The sequence below is a fragment of the uncultured Microbacterium sp. genome (genome assembly GCF_947489255.1).
GTDB lineage: Bacteria > Actinomycetota > Actinomycetes > Actinomycetales > Microbacteriaceae > Microbacterium > Microbacterium phycohabitans.
On sequence record NZ_CANLCY010000003.1, the window covers coordinates 172,231 to 189,603 of the forward strand.

Annotated in this window: 14 protein-coding genes; 8 read left to right on the plus strand and 6 right to left on the minus strand. The window is 71.2% G+C overall.

Annotated features, from left to right (window positions below; genetic code table 11):
- Positions 1-19 precede the first annotated feature (19 nt).
- The 4 genes from Q0818_RS08140 to Q0818_RS08155 all read right to left on the minus strand — a co-directional run bounded on the left by Q0818_RS08140 (position 20) and on the right by Q0818_RS08155 (position 3,237).
- Positions 20-1,129 (minus strand): FUSC family protein, encoded by a 1,110-nt coding sequence (locus Q0818_RS08140; protein ID WP_298873444.1) that lies wholly within the window; start codon positions 1,127-1,129, stop codon positions 20-22.
- Positions 1,126-2,214: a folate-binding protein gene (locus Q0818_RS08145; protein WP_298873446.1), complete on the minus strand. Its 1,089-nt coding sequence runs from the start codon at positions 2,212-2,214 to the stop codon at positions 1,126-1,128. The genes Q0818_RS08140 and Q0818_RS08145 overlap by 4 nt, the downstream gene beginning before the upstream one ends.
- Before the next feature lies 1 nt (position 2,215).
- A complete protein-coding gene (locus Q0818_RS08150; protein WP_298873448.1) occupies positions 2,216-2,815 on the minus strand; it encodes an FABP family protein in 600 nt (199 codons plus the stop codon).
- Positions 2,816-2,946: 131 nt separating this feature from the next.
- On the minus strand, positions 2,947-3,237 hold the full coding sequence (locus Q0818_RS08155; protein WP_298873450.1) for a hypothetical protein: 291 nt from the start codon (positions 3,235-3,237) through the stop codon (positions 2,947-2,949).
- A 117-nt stretch (positions 3,238-3,354) separates the two neighbouring features.
- Here Q0818_RS08155 and Q0818_RS08160 point away from each other — a divergent pair, with 117 nt between their 5' ends.
- Genes Q0818_RS08160 through Q0818_RS08175 form a run of 4 tightly spaced genes read left to right on the plus strand, consistent with a single transcriptional unit; the run spans position 3,355 to position 7,722 of the window.
- The gene (locus Q0818_RS08160) at positions 3,355-4,047 is read left to right on the plus strand and encodes a response regulator transcription factor (protein ID WP_076676835.1); all 693 of its coding nucleotides are present in this window, start codon (positions 3,355-3,357) and stop codon (positions 4,045-4,047) included.
- A 56-nt stretch (positions 4,048-4,103) separates the two neighbouring features.
- Complete coding sequence (locus tag Q0818_RS08165; RefSeq protein WP_298873453.1) at positions 4,104-6,272, plus strand: RNA degradosome polyphosphate kinase; 2,169 nt, start codon at positions 4,104-4,106, stop codon at positions 6,270-6,272.
- Positions 6,269-7,207, plus strand: a complete 939-nt coding sequence (locus tag Q0818_RS08170; protein ID WP_298873455.1) for an NUDIX domain-containing protein — start codon at positions 6,269-6,271, stop codon at positions 7,205-7,207. The genes Q0818_RS08165 and Q0818_RS08170 overlap by 4 nt, the downstream gene beginning before the upstream one ends.
- On the plus strand, positions 7,204-7,722 hold the full coding sequence (locus Q0818_RS08175) for a hypothetical protein (protein WP_298873457.1): 519 nt from the start codon (positions 7,204-7,206) through the stop codon (positions 7,720-7,722). The genes Q0818_RS08170 and Q0818_RS08175 overlap by 4 nt, the downstream gene beginning before the upstream one ends.
- Before the next feature lie 20 nt (positions 7,723-7,742).
- Here Q0818_RS08175 and Q0818_RS08180 read toward each other — a convergent pair whose 3' ends face one another.
- Both Q0818_RS08180 and Q0818_RS08185 read right to left on the minus strand, forming a co-directional pair.
- Positions 7,743-9,041 carry a M1 family metallopeptidase gene (locus tag Q0818_RS08180; protein ID WP_298873459.1) on the minus strand — a complete coding sequence of 433 codons (1,299 nt, stop codon included), beginning with the start codon at positions 9,039-9,041 and terminating at the stop codon, positions 7,743-7,745.
- Complete coding sequence (locus tag Q0818_RS08185) at positions 9,038-12,982, minus strand: Pls/PosA family non-ribosomal peptide synthetase (RefSeq protein WP_298873461.1); 3,945 nt, start codon at positions 12,980-12,982, stop codon at positions 9,038-9,040. The genes Q0818_RS08180 and Q0818_RS08185 overlap by 4 nt, the downstream gene beginning before the upstream one ends.
- Positions 12,983-13,141: 159 nt before the next feature.
- Here Q0818_RS08185 and Q0818_RS08190 point away from each other — a divergent pair, with 159 nt between their 5' ends.
- The 4 genes from Q0818_RS08190 (at position 13,142) to pstB (ending at position 17,340) form a co-directional block, all read left to right on the plus strand.
- A complete protein-coding gene (locus Q0818_RS08190) occupies positions 13,142-14,269 on the plus strand; it encodes a phosphate ABC transporter substrate-binding protein PstS (protein WP_298873463.1) in 1,128 nt (375 codons plus the stop codon).
- Between the two features lie 236 nt (positions 14,270-14,505).
- The gene (pstC, locus tag Q0818_RS08195) at positions 14,506-15,462 is read left to right on the plus strand and encodes a phosphate ABC transporter permease subunit PstC (protein WP_298874221.1); all 957 of its coding nucleotides are present in this window, start codon (positions 14,506-14,508) and stop codon (positions 15,460-15,462) included.
- Positions 15,459-16,541, plus strand: a complete 1,083-nt coding sequence (gene pstA, locus Q0818_RS08200) for a phosphate ABC transporter permease PstA (protein ID WP_298873465.1) — start codon at positions 15,459-15,461, stop codon at positions 16,539-16,541. The genes pstC and pstA overlap by 4 nt, the downstream gene beginning before the upstream one ends.
- 19 nt (positions 16,542-16,560) lie before the next feature.
- Positions 16,561-17,340 (plus strand): phosphate ABC transporter ATP-binding protein PstB, encoded by a 780-nt coding sequence (gene pstB / locus Q0818_RS08205; protein WP_264631205.1) that lies wholly within the window; start codon positions 16,561-16,563, stop codon positions 17,338-17,340.
- Positions 17,341-17,373 lie beyond the last annotated feature (33 nt).

Here is a 17,373-nt window from a genome sequence, read left to right on the forward strand (position 1 = left end):
CCGCGCGGGGACGCCGACGCTAGATGCGCGGCAGGAGCGCACGCGCCTCGGCCGAGGGCATCCCCGCCGCGACGAGCAGATCGACGGCGAGCGGTCGCATCGCGGCGATCAGGTTGAGCTCGCCGACCCCGCCCTCGGGGAGCAGCCTCGCGGGGTCGAGGCGACGCGTGAGGGCAGAGAGCGTCTCGCGAGCGGCGGGTTCGAGCGAGATGTCGTCGAGGCCCTCACGCACGAGCCCCGCGGCGCGGGCGAGCTCGGCGAGCAGATCGGCGGGAACGGGCCGGGGCTGCCCGTCGGCGCACAGGTAGGCGGCACGGCGGGCGACGACCCGCAGGTTGCGCGTCGCGAGATCCAGCGCTTCCCGCACGCGAGCGTGGCGTTGCAGCTCGGTGCGCTGGCGGCGGAGGAACGGCGAGATGCGCGCCACCTCGCGGCCCGACTCGAGCGACCCGGACCACGCGTCGACGTAGGTCTGCAGGGAGCGCGCGCGCTCGAGGCCGCGCTCGGCCCGCGCGCGGTCGCCTCGGCGCAGCGCGCGGACGATCGTCGCCATCGCCGCGTCGAGCGCGTCGAAGAGCTCGTCGGCGTCGCGCAGCTCGGTGCGCCGCAGCGTGCGCGGGATCAGCGCAGTGACGATCAGGGCCGCGACACCGCCGATCGCCCCGTCGACCAATCGCAGGAAGGGCGCTCCCGTCACGAGCACGAGAGCGATCAGCGACTGCACGACGGCCGCCAGGGCGAAACCCGGCTGCGGGGAGAGGAATCGCGCGACGACCAGGGTCAGCGTCATCGCCAGGGCGATCTGCCACCACCCGCTGCCCGCGACCAGCAGCACGACCTCCGCGATGGCGATGCCGACGAGCATGCCCACGACGGTCTCGGCCACCCGCCACGGGCGCGCGTCGCGCACGAGGCCGAGACTCGACACCGTCACGGTCGCGGCGAGCAGCGGGACGGGATGGCCGAGGACGACGTGCGCGAAGGCGAACGCGGCGGTCGCCGCCACCACGATCTGCGCGATCGCGGGCACCGACTCGCGCACGCGATTCAGCCGACGCGACAGCGTCGACCGCCAGCGCGAACGAGGGACGACGACCCCGACGGTCGTCGACGACTCGTCGCCGCTCATTCCGCCGCGCGGCGGCGGCCCAGGCGCGGCAGTCGCGGAACCGCGGCGGTCGCTCCGGCATCGGCCGGGACGACCGTCTCGGCGGACGCGGCGAGCGGACCGTCGGCGGTCATGACGACGAGGGGTACGTCCTCGGGAGCGGTGCGCTTGACGAGGGCGAGGGCGATCGGCCCCTCCTCGTGGTGGACGGCCACCGACGTGATGGTTCCAATGACCGTATCGCCGGCGCGCACTTCGTCGCCCCGGGCGGGCAGGATGTTGTCGCTGCCGTCGAGCTGCAGGGCGACCACGCGGCGCGGCGGGTGACCGAGGTTGTGCACCTTGGCCACCGTCTCCTGCCCGCGGTAGCAGCCTTTCGACAGGTGCACGGCCGTGCGCAGCCAGTCCATCTCGTGCGGCAGGAGCCGCTCGTCGGCGTCGACGCCCACGCGGGGACGCCACGCCGCGACGCGCAGCGCCTCGACGGCGTCGAGACCGGCCAGAGCGACCTCGCCACGGACGGCGGCATCGATCAGACGCGCGTGTTCCGCGGCATCCACGATCACCTCCGCCCAGTCGCGCTCGGCGCCGGGGTGCGGCTCGACCCGGGCGTAGGCCCACCCCCCGGGCGAGACCTCGGGCCAGGGATCCACCCACGCCGGGGCGACCGTCGTCAGCGCCGCGACGGCTGCACGCGTGCCTCCCACGACGAACAGGTCGTCGGAGCGGTCGCGCACCTCCACCCGCAGACGGAAACGCATCCGGTTCAGCCACGTCGCGAGGGCCTCGGCGTCGGACGCGTCCACGAGGAGCCACGTGGTCTCGCCGTCGTCGACCACCGCCGCGGCGTGCTCGACGCGACCCTGCGGGTCGAGGATGAGCAGCTCGGTCGACACGCCGGGAGCGAGGTGGGTGAGCGCCTGAGACGACAGCGAGTCGAGCCAGCTCCGTCGATCCTCGCCGCCCACAGAGATGACGCGACGCTCGCCGAGGGGTGCGAGGGCCCGACCGGATGCCAGCCTCCGCTGCTCGGCCACGGGCGAGCCGACATGGCGCAGGCCCCGCTCGTCGACGACGGCACCGGGGACGTCGGTGAGCGCGCTCATCTCACTCCGCCCGCGCGAGACGGGCCGAGGCGTGCGAGCCGAGCTCGCGGCCGAGGGCGGCGATGTCCCACGCCCAGAGGAGGTGGTTGTCGACGAGACCGTAGAGCCGCGTAGCGGCCGCGTACGGCTTCGCGCCGGCGGTGCGCACGACCGCGTCGGTCGCGAGGTCGATGCGCGGGCCCTTCACCTGCCCGACATACAGCTCGAGGACGCCGTCGGCGTGCGCAAGGCTCACCTCGATGTCGAATCCGCCGTCGGCGTTGCGCAGGGACTCCACGTCGTCGGCGGTGCGCTCGACGGCCGCGGCGGTCGCCGGGAGCAGTGCCGGACCGGCGTCGGCGTCGGTCGCGGGTCGCGCCAGACGCCAGTATCCGATCTCGGAGACCAGGGGACGGCGCTCGTCGCCGTCGAGCAACCAGGCGTCGGCCGAGTAGTTGAGGAAGGCGCCTCCGTCGTGGCTGAAGCTCACGCGATGCGCGAACTCACCCGAGAAGGCGCGACCGTCGGCCTCGTAGTCGATGACGCCGGTGCCCTCCCAGACGCCGACGAGCCACGACAGGGGGACGAGGTCGGCCGGGAGGTCGGTCGGGATCTCGATCACGAGAGCGCTCAGCGCTGGCCGCGATAGAGGTTCCAGATGACCGTTCCCGACACGAACGCGATCGCCAGCGAGGCGAGGCCGAGAAGTCCCACGAAGAACAGTTCGAGCGCGAGGAGGTCCATGCTTCGATCTTAGAGGGCGGCGAGCTCGGCCAGCGCGAAACCGGCCGTGATGACGCCGAGCACGACGAGCGCGCCGAGACTGCTGAGCGCCATCCGCTGGATGAAGGCCTGCGAGCGGCCGTACCAGAGCTGCACGGCGAACGCGGCGATGATGCAACCGCCCAGGGCGACGCTGATCCACTGGGCGCGCCACTCCGCCGGGGCGAAGAGGCCGATCGCGACGCCGGCCAGGGCGGCGAGCACCCAGACGGCGACGATCCCGCCGAAGGTGCGCCGCGGAGCGAGGTCGGGAGTGGACATGCCCCCATCATCGCCCAGGAGGCCTCGTCGGTGCACGCGAAGCGCCGGTGACGGTGCGCCGGGGCGCGTCACCCTAAGATGATCGGGTGCGCGGCAGGCCGCGCGGGGAGGTCCAACTTGGCTCAGCTTCTCGTTCTCAGCTCCGCCCCCGGCGGCGGTGCGGCGTTGCCCGCGCTCGAATTGCTGAGCCACCGCGTGCGCCAGATCCCCGCCGAAGCGGCGCAGCTGATCAACGCCCCCAGCGCCGACGTCATCTTCATCGACGCCCGCTTCGACCTGGTCGGTGCGAAGTCGCTGTGCAAGATCATGTCGACCACCGGCGTCGAGGCCCCGCTGGTCCTGATCGTCACCGAGGGCGGGCTCACGGCCGTGTCCACCGACTGGGGCATCGACGACGTCGTGCTCGTCGGCGCCGGCCCGGCCGAGATCGACGCGCGGATCCGCCTCGCCATGGGGCGCCGAACGGTCGATCAGGTGTCCACCCGCATCCAGACCTCCGGCATCACGATCGACGAATCGTCGTACTCGGCGAAGGTGCACGGCAAACCGCTCGACCTCACCTACAAGGAGTTCCAGCTCCTGCACTTCTTCGCCACGCACCCCTCGCGCGTCTTCACTCGCGAGCAGCTGCTCAGCGAGGTGTGGGGCTACGACTACTTCGGCGGCACCCGCACGGTCGACGTGCACGTGCGACGACTGCGCGCCAAGCTGGGCGATCTCGAGCAGCTCATCGGCACCGTGCGCAACGTGGGCTACCGCTTCAACGTCTACGAGGACGACGCGCCCGCAGCGGCATCCGCCCCCGCCTGAGACGCGCGGAACCGCCCGTTCACTCCCGTGTCACCGACCCCTGCCATGATGTGGGGATGATGGAACACGACGCGCTGGATGCCGGACTCGGCGACGCCGACGACGACGACTTCGACGAGGCCGTCGAGGCCGAAGACGATCAGCTTCCCGACCACCGGTACCTCGACCGCGAGCTGAGCTGGCTGGCGTTCAATCAGCGCGTGCTCGAACTGGCCGAAGACCCGACCGTCCCGGTCTTGGAGCGCGCGAACTTCCTGGCCATCTTCGCCAGCAACCTCGACGAGTTCTTCATGGTGCGCGTCGCCGGCCTCAAGCGCCGCATCGTCACCGGTCTCGCCGTCCCCACCAACGTCGGCCGCGCCCCGCTCGACGTCCTCACCGACATCTCCGACGAGGCCCACCGCCTGCAGCTGCGCCACGCCGCCGCGTGGACCGAGAAGGTGCGCCCCGCCCTCGCCGAGGCCGGCATCGAGGTCGTCACCTGGGATTCGCTCGACGACGACACCGCCGCGCGTCTGACCGAGTACTTCCAGCGCAACGTCTTCCCAGTGCTCATGCCCCTCGCGGTCGACCCGGCGCACCCCTTCCCCTACATCTCGGGACTCTCGCTCAACCTGGCCATCCGCATCCGCAACGCCCGCACCGGGCGGCAGGAGTTCGCGCGCCTCAAGGTGCCGCCGATGCTCCCCCGCTTCGTCGAGGTCGCCGGCGACGGCCCGGGCGTGCGCTACCTGCCCCTCGAGGAGCTCATCTCCAACCACCTCGGCGACCTGTTCCCGGGGATGGAGGTGCTCGACCACCACGCGTTCCGCCTCACCCGCAACGAGGACATGACGATCGAGGAGGACGAGACCGAGAACCTCATCCAGGCCCTCGAGGCCGAGCTGCTGCGTCGCCGGTTCGGTCCGCCGATCCGCCTCGAGATCACCGAAGACATGGATGACGTGACCCGGGCGCTGCTGCTGAGCGAGCTCGACATCACCGAGCAGGAGGTCTACCGCCTGCCCGGCTCGCTCGATCTGCGCGGCCTGTTCGACCTCTCCCGCATCGACCGCCCCGACCTGCACTACCCGCCGCACGTGCCCAAGACCGCCCTGGCGTTCCAGCCGCCCGAGCAGAACGGGCGCGCCGATCTCTTCCGGGCGATCCGCAAGGGCGACGTGCTCGTGCACCACCCCTACGAGTCGTTCGCGACGAGCGTGCAGGCCTTCCTCGAGCAGGCGGCGCGCGACCCCCACGTGCTCGCCATCAAGCAGACGCTCTACCGCACCTCGGGCGACAGCCCCATCGTGCAGGCCCTGATCGACGCCGCCGAGGCCGGCAAGCAGGTGCTCGCGCTCGTCGAGGTGAAGGCGCGCTTCGACGAGGCGAACAACATCGTCTGGGCCCGCAAGCTTGAGAAGGCCGGCGTGCACGTCGTCTACGGTCTCGTGGGTCTGAAGACCCACTGCAAGCTCGCCCTCGTCATCCGCGAAGAAGAGGGGCGCCTGCGCCACTACAGCCACGTCGGCACCGGCAACTACAACCCCAAGACGAGCCGCATCTACGAGGACTTCGGCCTGTTCACGGTCGACGACCAGGTCGGGCGCGATCTCACCCGCCTGTTCAACGAGCTCAGCGGCTACGCGATCGAGAAGAAGTTCAAGCGCCTGCTCGTCGCCCCCCTCCACCTGCGCAAGGGCCTGCTGCGACACATCGAGAAGGAACGCCAGAACGCCCTCGCCGGCAAGCCGTCGGGCGTGCGCATCAAGGTCAACTCGATGGTCGACGAGCAGATCATCGACGCGCTCTACCGGGCGAGCCAGGCCGGTGTGCGCGTGGAGGTGTGGGTGCGCGGCATCTGCTCGATCAAGCCGGGCGTGCCCGGGATGAGCGAGAACATCACGGTGCGGTCGATCCTCGGCCGCTACCTGGAGCACTCGCGCATCTTCTCCTTCGCGAACGACGGCGACCCGCAGATCTTCATCGGCAGCGCCGACATGATGCACCGCAATCTCGACCGTCGCGTCGAGGCGCTCGTGCGCGTGATCGACGAGAACCAGCTGCGCGAACTCACGACGCTGTTCGACCTGGCCATGGACGACGGCACCAGTTCGTGGCACCTGGGATCGGAAGGCGAGTGGACGCGTCGCAGCGTCGACGCCGACGGAGCGCCCCTGGTCGACCTGCAGGAGCACACCATGGCGCTCGTGCAGCGCAAGCGACGCGCACGGACGGCCCGGTGACCGAGACCGCCGTCTACGCCGCGGGCGGTGTCGTGTGGCGCATGGTCGAGGGCAAGCTCCGCGTGCTCCTCATCCACCGCACCAAGTACCGCGATCTGACGCTGCCCAAGGGCAAGGTCGACCCCGGTGAGACCCTCGCCGAGACCGCGGTCCGCGAGATCCGGGAAGAGACCGGCATCCGCGTGGCCCTCGGCGTGCCCGTGGGGGTGTCGAGATACCGGATGCCGAACGGCCGGACCAAGATCGTGCACTACTGGGCGGCCGAAGCCACCGACGTGGCCGTGCGCACCTCCAGCTTCGTGCCGAACAAGGAGGTCGCGGCGATCGAGTGGATGAGCCTGAAGAAGGCGCGCAAGAATCTGAGCTACCCCGTCGACGTCGAGATCCTCGACGAGTTCCAGCGTCTGGTCGACGAACGCGCTCTGCCCACCTTCCCCATCGTCGTCCTCCGCCACGCCAAAGCACGCTCGCGCGACGACTGGGAGGGCGCCGACGACGCGCGGCCTCTCACCCCGCGCGGTCGTCGACAGTCCCAGGCGATCGTGGGGCCGCTTCTCGCGTTCGGCGTGCGACGGGTCATCTCGAGCCCCGCCGAGAGGTGCGTCCGCACCGCGACGCCCATCGCCCAGGCGATCGGCCAACGCGTGCAGTTCTCCCCGTCGATCAGCCAGGACGCCTGGGAGGAGGGGCGCGCCGACGCGCGGTCGGTCATCGGTCAGCGGGTGCGGTCGCGCAAACCGGTCGTCCTCGCCAGCCACGGCCCCGTGCTCCCCGACATCCTGCACGAGCTCGCCCTCGCCACGGGAACGATGAGCGGGTCGTACCTGGGCAGCGCCTCGGCGTTGGAGCCGGCGGCGTTCTCCGTGGTGCACGTGCCCGTCGAGCACCCGGGCGCGGGCATCGTGGCGATCGAGACCCACGAGCCGCAGGTGTGACGCTCCCCACGGGGGTCGTCGTCGCCTGGGGCGAGGTGCCCGCGGGCACGGCGCGGCGAGCGGTGTCGCGACGCCTGCTGGCCCAGCTCGTGCCCGAGGCGCGCTTCGTCTCGCGGTGCCCGACCTGCGGCGGTGATCACGGTCGCGTGCACGTGGAGGGGGCGGATGCCGCGGTCTCGGTGTCGTACGCGCCGGGGTGGGCGGTCGTCGCGATGACGCGGGAGCGTACGCGACTCGGTGTCGACACGGCTCCCGGTGGGGCGCGCGGACTGGAGCGGGTCCTCGCGGACGCCACGGCGACGGGGATCGACTGGGCCCGCGTCGAGGCGGTGCTGAAAGCGGACGGCCGGGGACTCGCGGTCGACCCGGCGCGCGTCGAGGTGAGCGGTCCCGGTTCCCCATGGAACGCGGTCATCCGGCCGCAGACCCCCGACGATGCGCCCTCGTCCATCGTGTGGCGCGGCTGGGACCTCGACGCACCCGACGGCCTCGTCGCGGCCGTCGCCCTCGGCTGAGCCCGTCGCGCGCGGTCCGCTCAGGGACGCGGGGGAAGCGCCTCGTGATCGATCCATCGCGACAGCACGGCCGCGGCATCCGCTCCCCCGGCCCCCTCGACCGCGCGACGGAAGTCGTCGGTCGTCACCAGGCTGTGGCGGTTCTCGGCCGTCCAGGCGCGGAGCAGATCGAAGAACGCGGTGTCGCCGAGGGTGCGTCGCACGGCGTGCAGGGCGATTGCGCCGCGCTTGTAGACCCGGTCGTCGAACATGTCGTCGGGGCCGGGGCCGACCAGCAGCAGGTCGTGGGGCTGGGCGGCCAGGCCGGCGTGGTTCTCGGCGACGCAGGTCTCGACGTCGGCGCCGCCGGACTCTTCCGACCACAGCCACTCCGCGTAGCAGGCGAAGCCCTCGTTGAGCCAGATGTCGCTCCAGCGCGCGAGCCCGACACTGTTGCCGAACCACTGGTGGGCGAGTTCGTGCGCGACGAGCCGCTGTGCGGCGGGGACGAGGTGGTTCATGCCGAAGACGGCGAGCCCCTGCGCCTCGAGCGGGATCTCCAGTTCGTCGGCCGTCACGACGAGGCTGCACGCCTCCTGGGGGTAGGGGCCGAACAGACGGTCGAACAGCCGCAGCATCTCGGGCACCGTCGCGAACGCGCGATCGGCGGCCGCCGTCAACGCGGGCGGGGCCGTGACGGTCACGGGCGGGACGACGCCGTCACCGCTGCCGACGAGCGGACGCGTTCGGTACCGGCCGACGTGCACCGCCGCGAGGTAGGTCGCCGTGGGAACGCCGGAGACGAAGGTCGTCGTCACCCGCCCGCCGCGGCGCGTGGTCGCTCCCGCCGCACCGGTGGCCGCGACCGTGTAGCCGTCGTCGACGGTGATCTCCATCCGCATGCGTGCGCGGGCGTCGGGCCGGTCGTTGCAGGGGAACCACGTGGGGGCCCCGATCGGCTGCCCCGCGACCAGGGCGCCGTCGGTGAGCTCCTCCCAGCCCACCGTGCCCCACCGGGAGCGTCGGGGCGCCGGGGCGCCCCCGTAGGTCACCTCCACCGCGAAACGCTCCCCCGCGGCGATCGTGCGGCCGGGGGTGACGCGCAGCACGCGCGGGCCCGCGGAGAACCGCACGGGTGCGCCGTCCACCCGGACGCGATTCGTCCGCAGGCCGACGAGGTCGAGGGCGAACGACGAGAGTGCTTCTCGCGCGATGCCCGAGACCGTCGCGACCCCTTCGAGGCGGTTGGTGCGCACGCGATAGCTCAGCGCCAGGTCGTACGACTCGACGTCGTACGAGGTGTCTCCGCTCTGCGGGGCGTACGGGTCGGCGCCGCTCACGTCGTCGACTGGTAGGCGCGCACCTTCACCGCACGCCAGGGGCCGATGGGGTTGCCGCTCCACCGCGAGCCGACGGGGACGGTCTCGCCGCGCATGACCAGCGAGGCGGGACCGACGGTCGCATGCGCACCCAGGGTCGAGGCGGGCAGCACGACGCTGTGGGGCCCGAGTGTGGCCCCGGGCTCGAGCTCGACGGTGTCCATGCTCATGATTCGATCATGGAAAAGGTGCGTCTGCACGACGCATCCCCGATTCACCGTCGACGCGTCGCCGAGCGTCACCAGATCCGGCTCCGGCAGCCAGTAGCTGTCGCACCAGACGCCCCGGCCGATGCGCGCGCCGAGGCTCCGCAGCCAGACCGCGAGGGCCGGGGTACCGGCCGCCGCGCGGGCGAACCACGGCGCCGCGACCATCTCGGTGAAGGTGTCCGAGACCTCGGTGCGCCAGACGAAGCTCGACCACAGCGGCTGCTCCCCCGCCCGGATGACGCCGACGATCGCCCACTTCGCGGCGGTGGAGACGCCCGCCGCGACGGCGCCGGCGGCGAGCATCACGACGCCCGACAGCAGCAGGGTCCACACCGGCCCGAGGCCCTCCCACAGCGCGGCGAGCGCGAAGATCACGCCGAGGCCGATCCCGCACGTCACGACGACGGGGACGAAACGGCACAGCTCCCACAGGGTGCGGGCCAGCCGCAGCCCCGCGGTCGGCCGGTACGTGCGCGACTCGTCGCCCTCCGCCGACAGGCGTCGAAGGCGCACCGCGGGCGAACCGAGCCACGACGACCCGGCCTTCGCCTTCCGGGGCGCGGCCGACAGCACGGCGACGAGCCCGTCGCGCGGCACGCGGTGGCCCGGAGCCGCCATCCCGGAGTTGCCGAGGAAGGCGCGCTTGCCGATGCGCACGGGCCCGAGCCGCATCCATCCCGCGCGCAGTTCGTACGAGGCGACCATCGTGTCGTCGGCGAGGAACGCCCCGTCCTCGATGCGGGCCATCGAGGGGATGAGCAGGACGGTGGACGCCTCGACGTCGCGACCGACGCGCGCGCCCAGCATCCGCAGCCAGACGGGGGTGAACAGCGACGAATACAGCGGGAAGAGGATCGTGCGGGCGGCATCCAGGAGGCGCTCGATGGTCCACGCCTGCCAGGCGATGCGACTGCGCACGGGATGCGTTCCCTCGACCAGGCCGAGCGAGAACACGCGCACGAGCAGCACCACGGAGGCCGCGAACACCAGCCCGGTGACCGCGACGGCGGGCACGAGCCACGCGAACGCCGCCCCCGCGGCCGCGCCGAGGGTCGCCGACCCGCGGATGCCCTGCGCGAGGACGAGCCCGCCGACGGTGAAAGCGGCCAGCGGCAGGATCGCGAGCAGCATCGCCGAGGCGGCGTAGGCCCACAGCCAGCGGGTCGGCATCGCCGGGCGCTCGGTCGGCCAGTCCTTCGCGGTGCCGCCGACACGGACGGCGGGGGAACCGGCCCACGACTGGTCCGCCTTGACGCGTCCAAACACGGCCGAACCCGGGGCGATCTCGGCGCGTCGCCCGATGCGCGTTCCCGGCGCGAGGGTGGAGCGCGCCCCCACCGTCGCCTCCGCACCGATGCGCACCTCGCCGATGCGCACGAGATCGCCGTCGATCCAGTACCCGGTGAGATCCACCTCCGGCTCGATCGAGGCGCCGTCTCCGACCACGAGCAGTCCCGTCACGGGTGGCAGGGCGTGGAGGTCGACGTCGCGGCCGATGCGGGCGCCGAGGGCGCGGGCGTAGTACGACACCCACGGCGCTCCGGCCAGGCCCACGGCATCCACCTGATCGGAGATCTGCTCGGCCAGCCAGAGACGGATGTGCACCCAGCCACCGCGCGGGTAGTCGCCCGCCCGCACACCCGCGAGCAGGAGACGAGCGGATGCCACGGCGATCGCCATGCGCCCGAAGGGCGTCGCGAACACCAGCAGTCCGATCACCAGCGCGGGCCACGCAACGCTCGGCAGCACGTCGAAGCCGGGCAGCAGCCGAAGAATCGCGGAGGCGGTGAGCAGGTACAGGAGCCAGCGGATGCCGGAGAGGATGAACAGCGGAGCGCCCAGGACCGTCTGCACCCATTGCGTCGCGCGCGGCGTGGGGACGGCCCGGTGGAAGGATGCCGGCGTCTCGTCGACCAGCTGCGGCCCCAGCGCCTTGGCCATCGCGCCCAGACGCGGCACGTCGTAGATGTCGGCGACCGAGAACTCGGGAACGCGCGCACGGATGCGCGAGACGAGCTGGGCGGCGGCGAGGGATCCGCCGCCGAGATCGAAGAAGTCGGCCTTGCGATCGGTGACCGGCAGTCCCAGCACGGCCTGCCACTGCTCGGCGAGCCAGGACTCGTCGACCGAGAAGTCGGTGGCGGCCGGAGCCTCCACCCCCGGGAGCGGCCACGGCAGCGCCGCGCGATCGACCTTCCCCGACGTGCGCACGGGGAGCGCCTCGACGACGCCGAGCAGCGGGATCGTCGCCGCCGGCAGGCGCTCGGCCAGAAGCGCACGGGCGGCCGACCGGTCGAGCTCGCGGTCCTCCTCCATCACGAGGTACCCCACGAGCACCGGCACGCCAGCTTCGGTCGTGCGCACCGCGACGGTCGCCGCGCTCACCTGCGGGAGATCCTGGAGGGCGGACTCGACCTCGCCGAGCTCGATGCGGCGGCCCCCGACCTTCACCTGGTCGTCGGCGCGACCCTGGAACACCAGTCCTTCCGACTCGAAGCGAACGAGGTCGCCCGAGCGGTACGCCCGCTCCCAGCCGAGGGTGGGCAGCGGCGCGTACTTCTCGGCATCCTTCGCCGGGTCGAGGTAGCGCGCGAGCCCCACGCCGCCGATGATGAGCTCCCCCACCTCGCCCTCGGCCACCGGCTGACCCTCGCCGTCGACCACGGCGAGCGCCCACCCGTCGAGGGGTAGGCCGATGCGCACCGGGAGCGATCCGTCCAGCGGGGCAGCGCACGCCACCACGGTCGCCTCGGTGGGGCCGTAGGTGTTCCAGACCTCGCGACCCTCGGCGACGAGGCGGGCGGCGAGCTCCGGCGGGCAGGCCTCGCCGCCGAAGATCAGCAGACGCACGTTCTCGATCGAGTCGGCCGGCCACATCGCGGCCAGGGTGGGGACGGTCGACACGACCGTGATCCCCTGCCGGAGCAGCCATGGCGCCAGGTCCTCGCCGGAGCGCACGAGGGAGCGAGGGGCGGGGACGAGGCACGCGCCGTGCCCCCAGGCGAGCCACATCTCCTCGCACGACGCGTCGAAGGCGACGGAGAGGCCGGCGAGCACGCGATCGCCGGGGCCGAGAGGCTCGTCCTGCACGAAGATGCGCCCCTCGGCCTCGACGAACGCCGCCGCCGAGCGGTGCGTGACCGCGACGCCCTTGGGCACCCCCGTGGAGCCCGACGTGAAGATGATCCACGCGTCGTCGTCGACGGTGGGCGGTGCGACGATCGGCACGGCGCTGGTACTGGGGTGCGGCGCCGCTCCGTCGTACAACCGCACGAGGTCGCCCGCGTTCTCGTCCGAGACGAACTCCCCGTCGCCCGCGATGATGCCGCGCACGCCCGCCTCGCCGAAGACCAGCCGCGCCCGCTCGTCGGGATCGTCGGCGTCGACGGGCACGTAAGCCGCTCCCGCGGCCATCACGGCGAGGATCGACACGTACAGCTCCTTCGACCCCGAGGGCATGCGCACACCCACCCGGTCGCCGCGTCGCACTCCCGCGTCGTGCAGGGCCGCCGCCGTCCGCCAGACACGGGCCAGCAACTCTCGATAGCTGAGGGCGCCGGAGCCGTCGTCGATCGCCGATGCTTCCGGATGCCGCGCGGCCACCGCCGACAGCAGATCGATGAGCGTGCGCGCGGGGGCCGCGGCATCCGTTCGATCGAGCGGAGCCTGGGCGGCGGAGGCAGAGGTCGTCACGGGGGTGAACAGTACAAGGCCCCGGGAAACACCCCGTACGGGCCACCCCGGTTCACCTTCCGTTCACCCACGCAACGCACACTCTTAAGAGTCGCTGTTTACCGTTCCCGACGAACCCTGCACCGGGTTCCGTTCCCAAACATGCGAAGGATTCACACCGTGAAGCTCTCCCGACTCGCCCAGCTGGGCACCCTGGCCGCCGTGGCCTCCCTGACTCTCGCCGGCTGCGCCGGCACCTCGGGCTCCGGCGACGCCGCGGGCTCCTCGGCATCGCCCACCTCGTCCGACGTGGCGTTCAGCATCGACCCGAACCTCTCGGGCACGATCACGGCGGGCGGCTCCAGCGCCCAGTCCAACGCGCAGGCCGCGTGGACCAGCGCCTACAACGCGCAGGCCAAGGGCGTCACGATCAACTACGACAAGTCGCAGGGCTCCGGCGGTGGCGTCACCAACTTCCTGAGCGGCGCGTACGACTTCGCCGGCTCCGACGCCCCCCTCAACGCCGACCAGACCGCGCAGTCCGAGGCTCTGTGCACCGAGGGCGGCGTCAACATCCCCGTCTACCTCGACGGCGTCGCGATCATCTTCAACATCCCCGGCGTGACCGACCTCAAGCTCTCGGGCGAGACCATCGCCAAGATCTTCGCGCTCCAGATCACCGACTGGTCCGACCCGGCCATCACCGCCGACAACGGCACCGCGCTCCCCGCCGGCGCCATCACCACGGTCGCGCGTTCGGACGGCTCGGGCACGACCCAGAACTTCACGAACTACCTCGCCGCGACCCAGTCGTCGGTGTGGACCTCCCCCGCCGGCAAGGACTGGCCGATCGAGGGCAACGTCTCGAAGCAGAAGGGCGGCTCGGGCGTCGTCGAGGCCGTCAAGGCCGGCTCCGGCACCATCGGCTACGCCGACCACTCGGCCATCGGCGACCTGAACGCCGCCGCGATCGTCACCGACGGCACCGCTGTCCCCTACAGCGCCGAGGCCGTCACCGCGACCTTCGAGGCCGCCGCGGTCGACGCCAGCAACGGTGTCGAGGGCGACCTGTCGAAGAAGTTCGACTACTCGAAGCTGACCGCCGACTCCTACCCGATCCCGCTCGTGTCGTACGCGATCACCTGCTCGACGTTCAAGGACGCCACGCAGGCCGAGCTCGTGAAGTCGTACCTCGGCTTCGTCACCAGCACCCTCGGCCAGCAGGTCGCCGCGAAGAACGCCGGCTCCGCCCCGCTGCCCGACTCGGTGCTCGAGGCGGCCGCCGAGACGCTCGCCGCCATCAAGTAAACATCTCTTCGGTTTCGGCCCGGCCCGCACCTCGCGTGCGGGTCGGGCCGGGCTGATCGGAACGGTCGACCCGATCGAACGCTCCGCTGAGCCGAATCCTCAGAGACCACCCGACCGAGGAGCACCCATGACCCGTGCCGAGCGTGAGGTCCCCCGTGACTGACACCGTCTCCGACACCGAGACCGCCCCGACCGAACCGACCGATCCGAACGCCTCGACCCCGGCCCGTACGAGCATCGTGGGCAAGCGCCGACTCGGTGACTCCGTCTTCCTCGGTCTGTCGACCACGGCAGCGGTGTCGATCATGATCATCCTCGCGGGTGTCGCGATCTTCCTGATCATCCGCGGCCTCCCCGCGATCACGGCCAACTGGAGCGAGGGAGACCTCGCCGGCTACCAGAACGGCCAGTGGTCGAACTTCTGGGAGTACGTCGGCCCGTTGCTGTTCGGCAGCGTGTGGGCGGCGTTCATCGCCATGATCATCGGGACCCCGGTGGCCATCGGCATCGCGCTCTTCATCTCGCACTACGCGCCCCGCCGCGTCGCCGGCGCCCTCGGGTACGTGGTCGACCTGCTCGCCGCGGTGCCCTCGATCGTGTTCGGCCTGTGGGGCATCATCGTCATGCGCCCGCTGCTCCTGCCCGTCGGGGAGTTCCTCAACCAGTACCTCGGGTGGATCCCGCTCTTCCAGGGGCCCGTGTCGTCGACCGGCTCGACGATGCTCACCGGTGGCGTCGTGCTCGCGGTGATGATCCTTCCGATCGTCACCTCGATCACCCGCGAGATCTTCCTGCAGACCCCGCGCCTGCACGAAGAGGCCGCACTCGCCCTGGGCGCCACGCGCTGGGAGATGATCCGCCTCTCTGTGTTCCCCTACGCCCGCAGCGGCATGGTCTCGGCCACGCTGCTCGGGCTCGGTCGCGCGCTCGGTGAGACCATGGCGATCGCCCTGATCATCTCCCCGAGCCTCATCTACTCGGTGCTGCTGCTGACCGACGGGTACAACTCGCAGACCATCGCGGCCAACATCGCGCTGAACTTCCCCATCGCGACCGACCTGCAGCGCTCCGCGCTCATCGGCACGGGCCTCATGCTCTTCGTCATCTCGCTGGCGGTCAACATGTTCGCCCGCTACATCATCGGCGCGACGGGCCCCGGCGCCAAGGGTCGCAAGAAGGGCAAGCGCTCATGACCGTCACGGCTCCCTCCGCGCCGCTGGCTCTCACCAGCGGTCAGCTGCCCCGTTTCATCGAGCCGATGGTGCTCGTGGGCGTCGCGATCGTCGTCGCGGGCCTGCAGCTGCTGTTCGGCGGGTTCAATCTCGCGGCATGGCTCATCCTCACGGCGGTGCTCTACCTGATCGCCATCGGCGTCGGTTCGAGCATCGTCGAGAACCGACGCAAGGCCGTCGACCGCGTCGTGCGCGGACTCGTGACCGCGGCGTTCCTGCTCGCCGTCGCCCCGCTGATCTCGACGCTCTGGACGGTCGTGTCCAAGGGCCTCGCCGTGGTGAACCTGCAGTTCATCACCCAGGTCGGCGGCACGGCGTTCGACCCCGACACCCTCGAGGTCGTCGCGACCGCCGGCGCTTGGCAGGCGATCACCGGAACGCTCATCATCACGGGGATCGCCGCCCTCATCTCGGTGCCGATCGGCATCCTGGCCGCGGTCTACCTGGTCGAGTACGCCCAGCCGAACAACCCGCTGCGTCGGGCCATCACCTTCCTCGTCGACGTCATGACGGGCATCCCCTCGATCGTCGCCGGTCTGTTCGCGTTCTCGCTGTTCAGCCTCATCGTGGGCCCGAAGGCGTTCAGCGGGTTCTCGGCATCCATCGCCCTGTCGGTGCTGATGATCCCGATCGTCATCCGCTCCACCGAGGAGATGCTGCGCCTCGTGCCGGCCGACCTGCGTGAGGCCTCCCTCGCCCTGGGCGTGCCGCGCTCCGCGACCATCATCAAGGTCGTGCTGCGCACGGCGGCCTCGGGCATCATCACCGGCGTCGTGCTCGCAGTGGCCCGCGTCGTGGGTGAGACCGCGCCGATCTTCATCGCGGCGAGCTTCACCGACAACTTCAACGCCAATCCGTTCGAAGGCCCGATGCAGACCCTCCCCGTCATGGCGTACACCGCGTACAGCTTCCCCGGGCAGGACATCGACGCCTCCCAGGCCCAGGCCTGGGGAGCCGCCTTCCTCCTGGTCGTCCTCGTCGTCATCTTCAACCTGATCGCCCGTATCGTGGCGGCGGTGTTCGCGCCCAAGGCGCGCTGAGCCCAGAAAGGCACCTTTCGTGTCCAAGAGCATCGAGGTCCAGGACCTCAACGTCTACTACAGCGATTTCCTCGCGGTCGAGGGCGTCTCGATCGACATCGAGCCTCGCTCCGTCACCGCCTTCATCGGCCCCTCCGGCTGCGGCAAGTCCACGTTCCTGCGGACCCTGAACCGCATGCACGAGGTCATCCCCGGCGGCCACGTCAAGGGCCGCGTGCTCATCGACGGCGACGACCTCTACGGTCCGGGCGTCGACCCCGTGCTCGTGCGTCGTCACGTGGGCATGGTCTTCCAGCGCCCGAACCCGTTCCCCACGATGTCGATCCGTGAGAACGTGCTCGCCGGCGCGCGCCTGAACAACAAGCGCCTGTCGAAGAGCGACGGCGACGCCCTCGTCGAGAAGTCGCTGCAGGGCGCCAACCTCTGGAACGAGGTCAAGGACCGCCTCGACAAGCCCGGCGGCGGCCTGTCGGGTGGTCAGCAGCAGCGTCTGTGCATCGCGCGCGCCATCGCGGTGTCTCCCGACGTGCTGCTGATGGACGAGCCGTGCTCGGCCCTCGACCCGATCTCGACGTTCGCGATCGAGGAGCTGATCTCCGAGCTCAAGAACGAGTACACGATCGTCATCGTCACGCACAACATGCAGCAGGCGTCGCGCGTCAGCGACAAGACGGCGTTCTTCAACATCGCGGGCACCGGCAAGCCGGGCAAGCTCATCGAGTACAACGACACCTCGACGATCTTCACGGCGCCGACTGTGCAGGCCACCGAGGACTACGTCTCGGGACGCTTCGGGTAAGCAGTCCTCGATGCGAATGCAAGGCCCCCGCTC

Coding starts and splice junctions, on each gene's coding strand:
- Q0818_RS08155 (WP_298873450.1), bottom strand. CDS start 3,237: ATGTCCACTCCCGACCTCGCTCCGCGGCGCACCTTCGGCGGGATCGTC.
- Q0818_RS08145 (WP_298873446.1), bottom strand. CDS start 2,214: ATGAGCGCGCTCACCGACGTCCCCGGTGCCGTCGTCGACGAGCGGGGC.
- Q0818_RS08165 (WP_298873453.1), top strand. CDS start 4,104: ATGATGGAACACGACGCGCTGGATGCCGGACTCGGCGACGCCGACGAC.
- Q0818_RS08140 (WP_298873444.1), bottom strand. CDS start 1,129: ATGAGCGGCGACGAGTCGTCGACGACCGTCGGGGTCGTCGTCCCTCGT.
- pstA (WP_298873465.1), top strand. CDS start 15,459: ATGACCGTCACGGCTCCCTCCGCGCCGCTGGCTCTCACCAGCGGTCAG.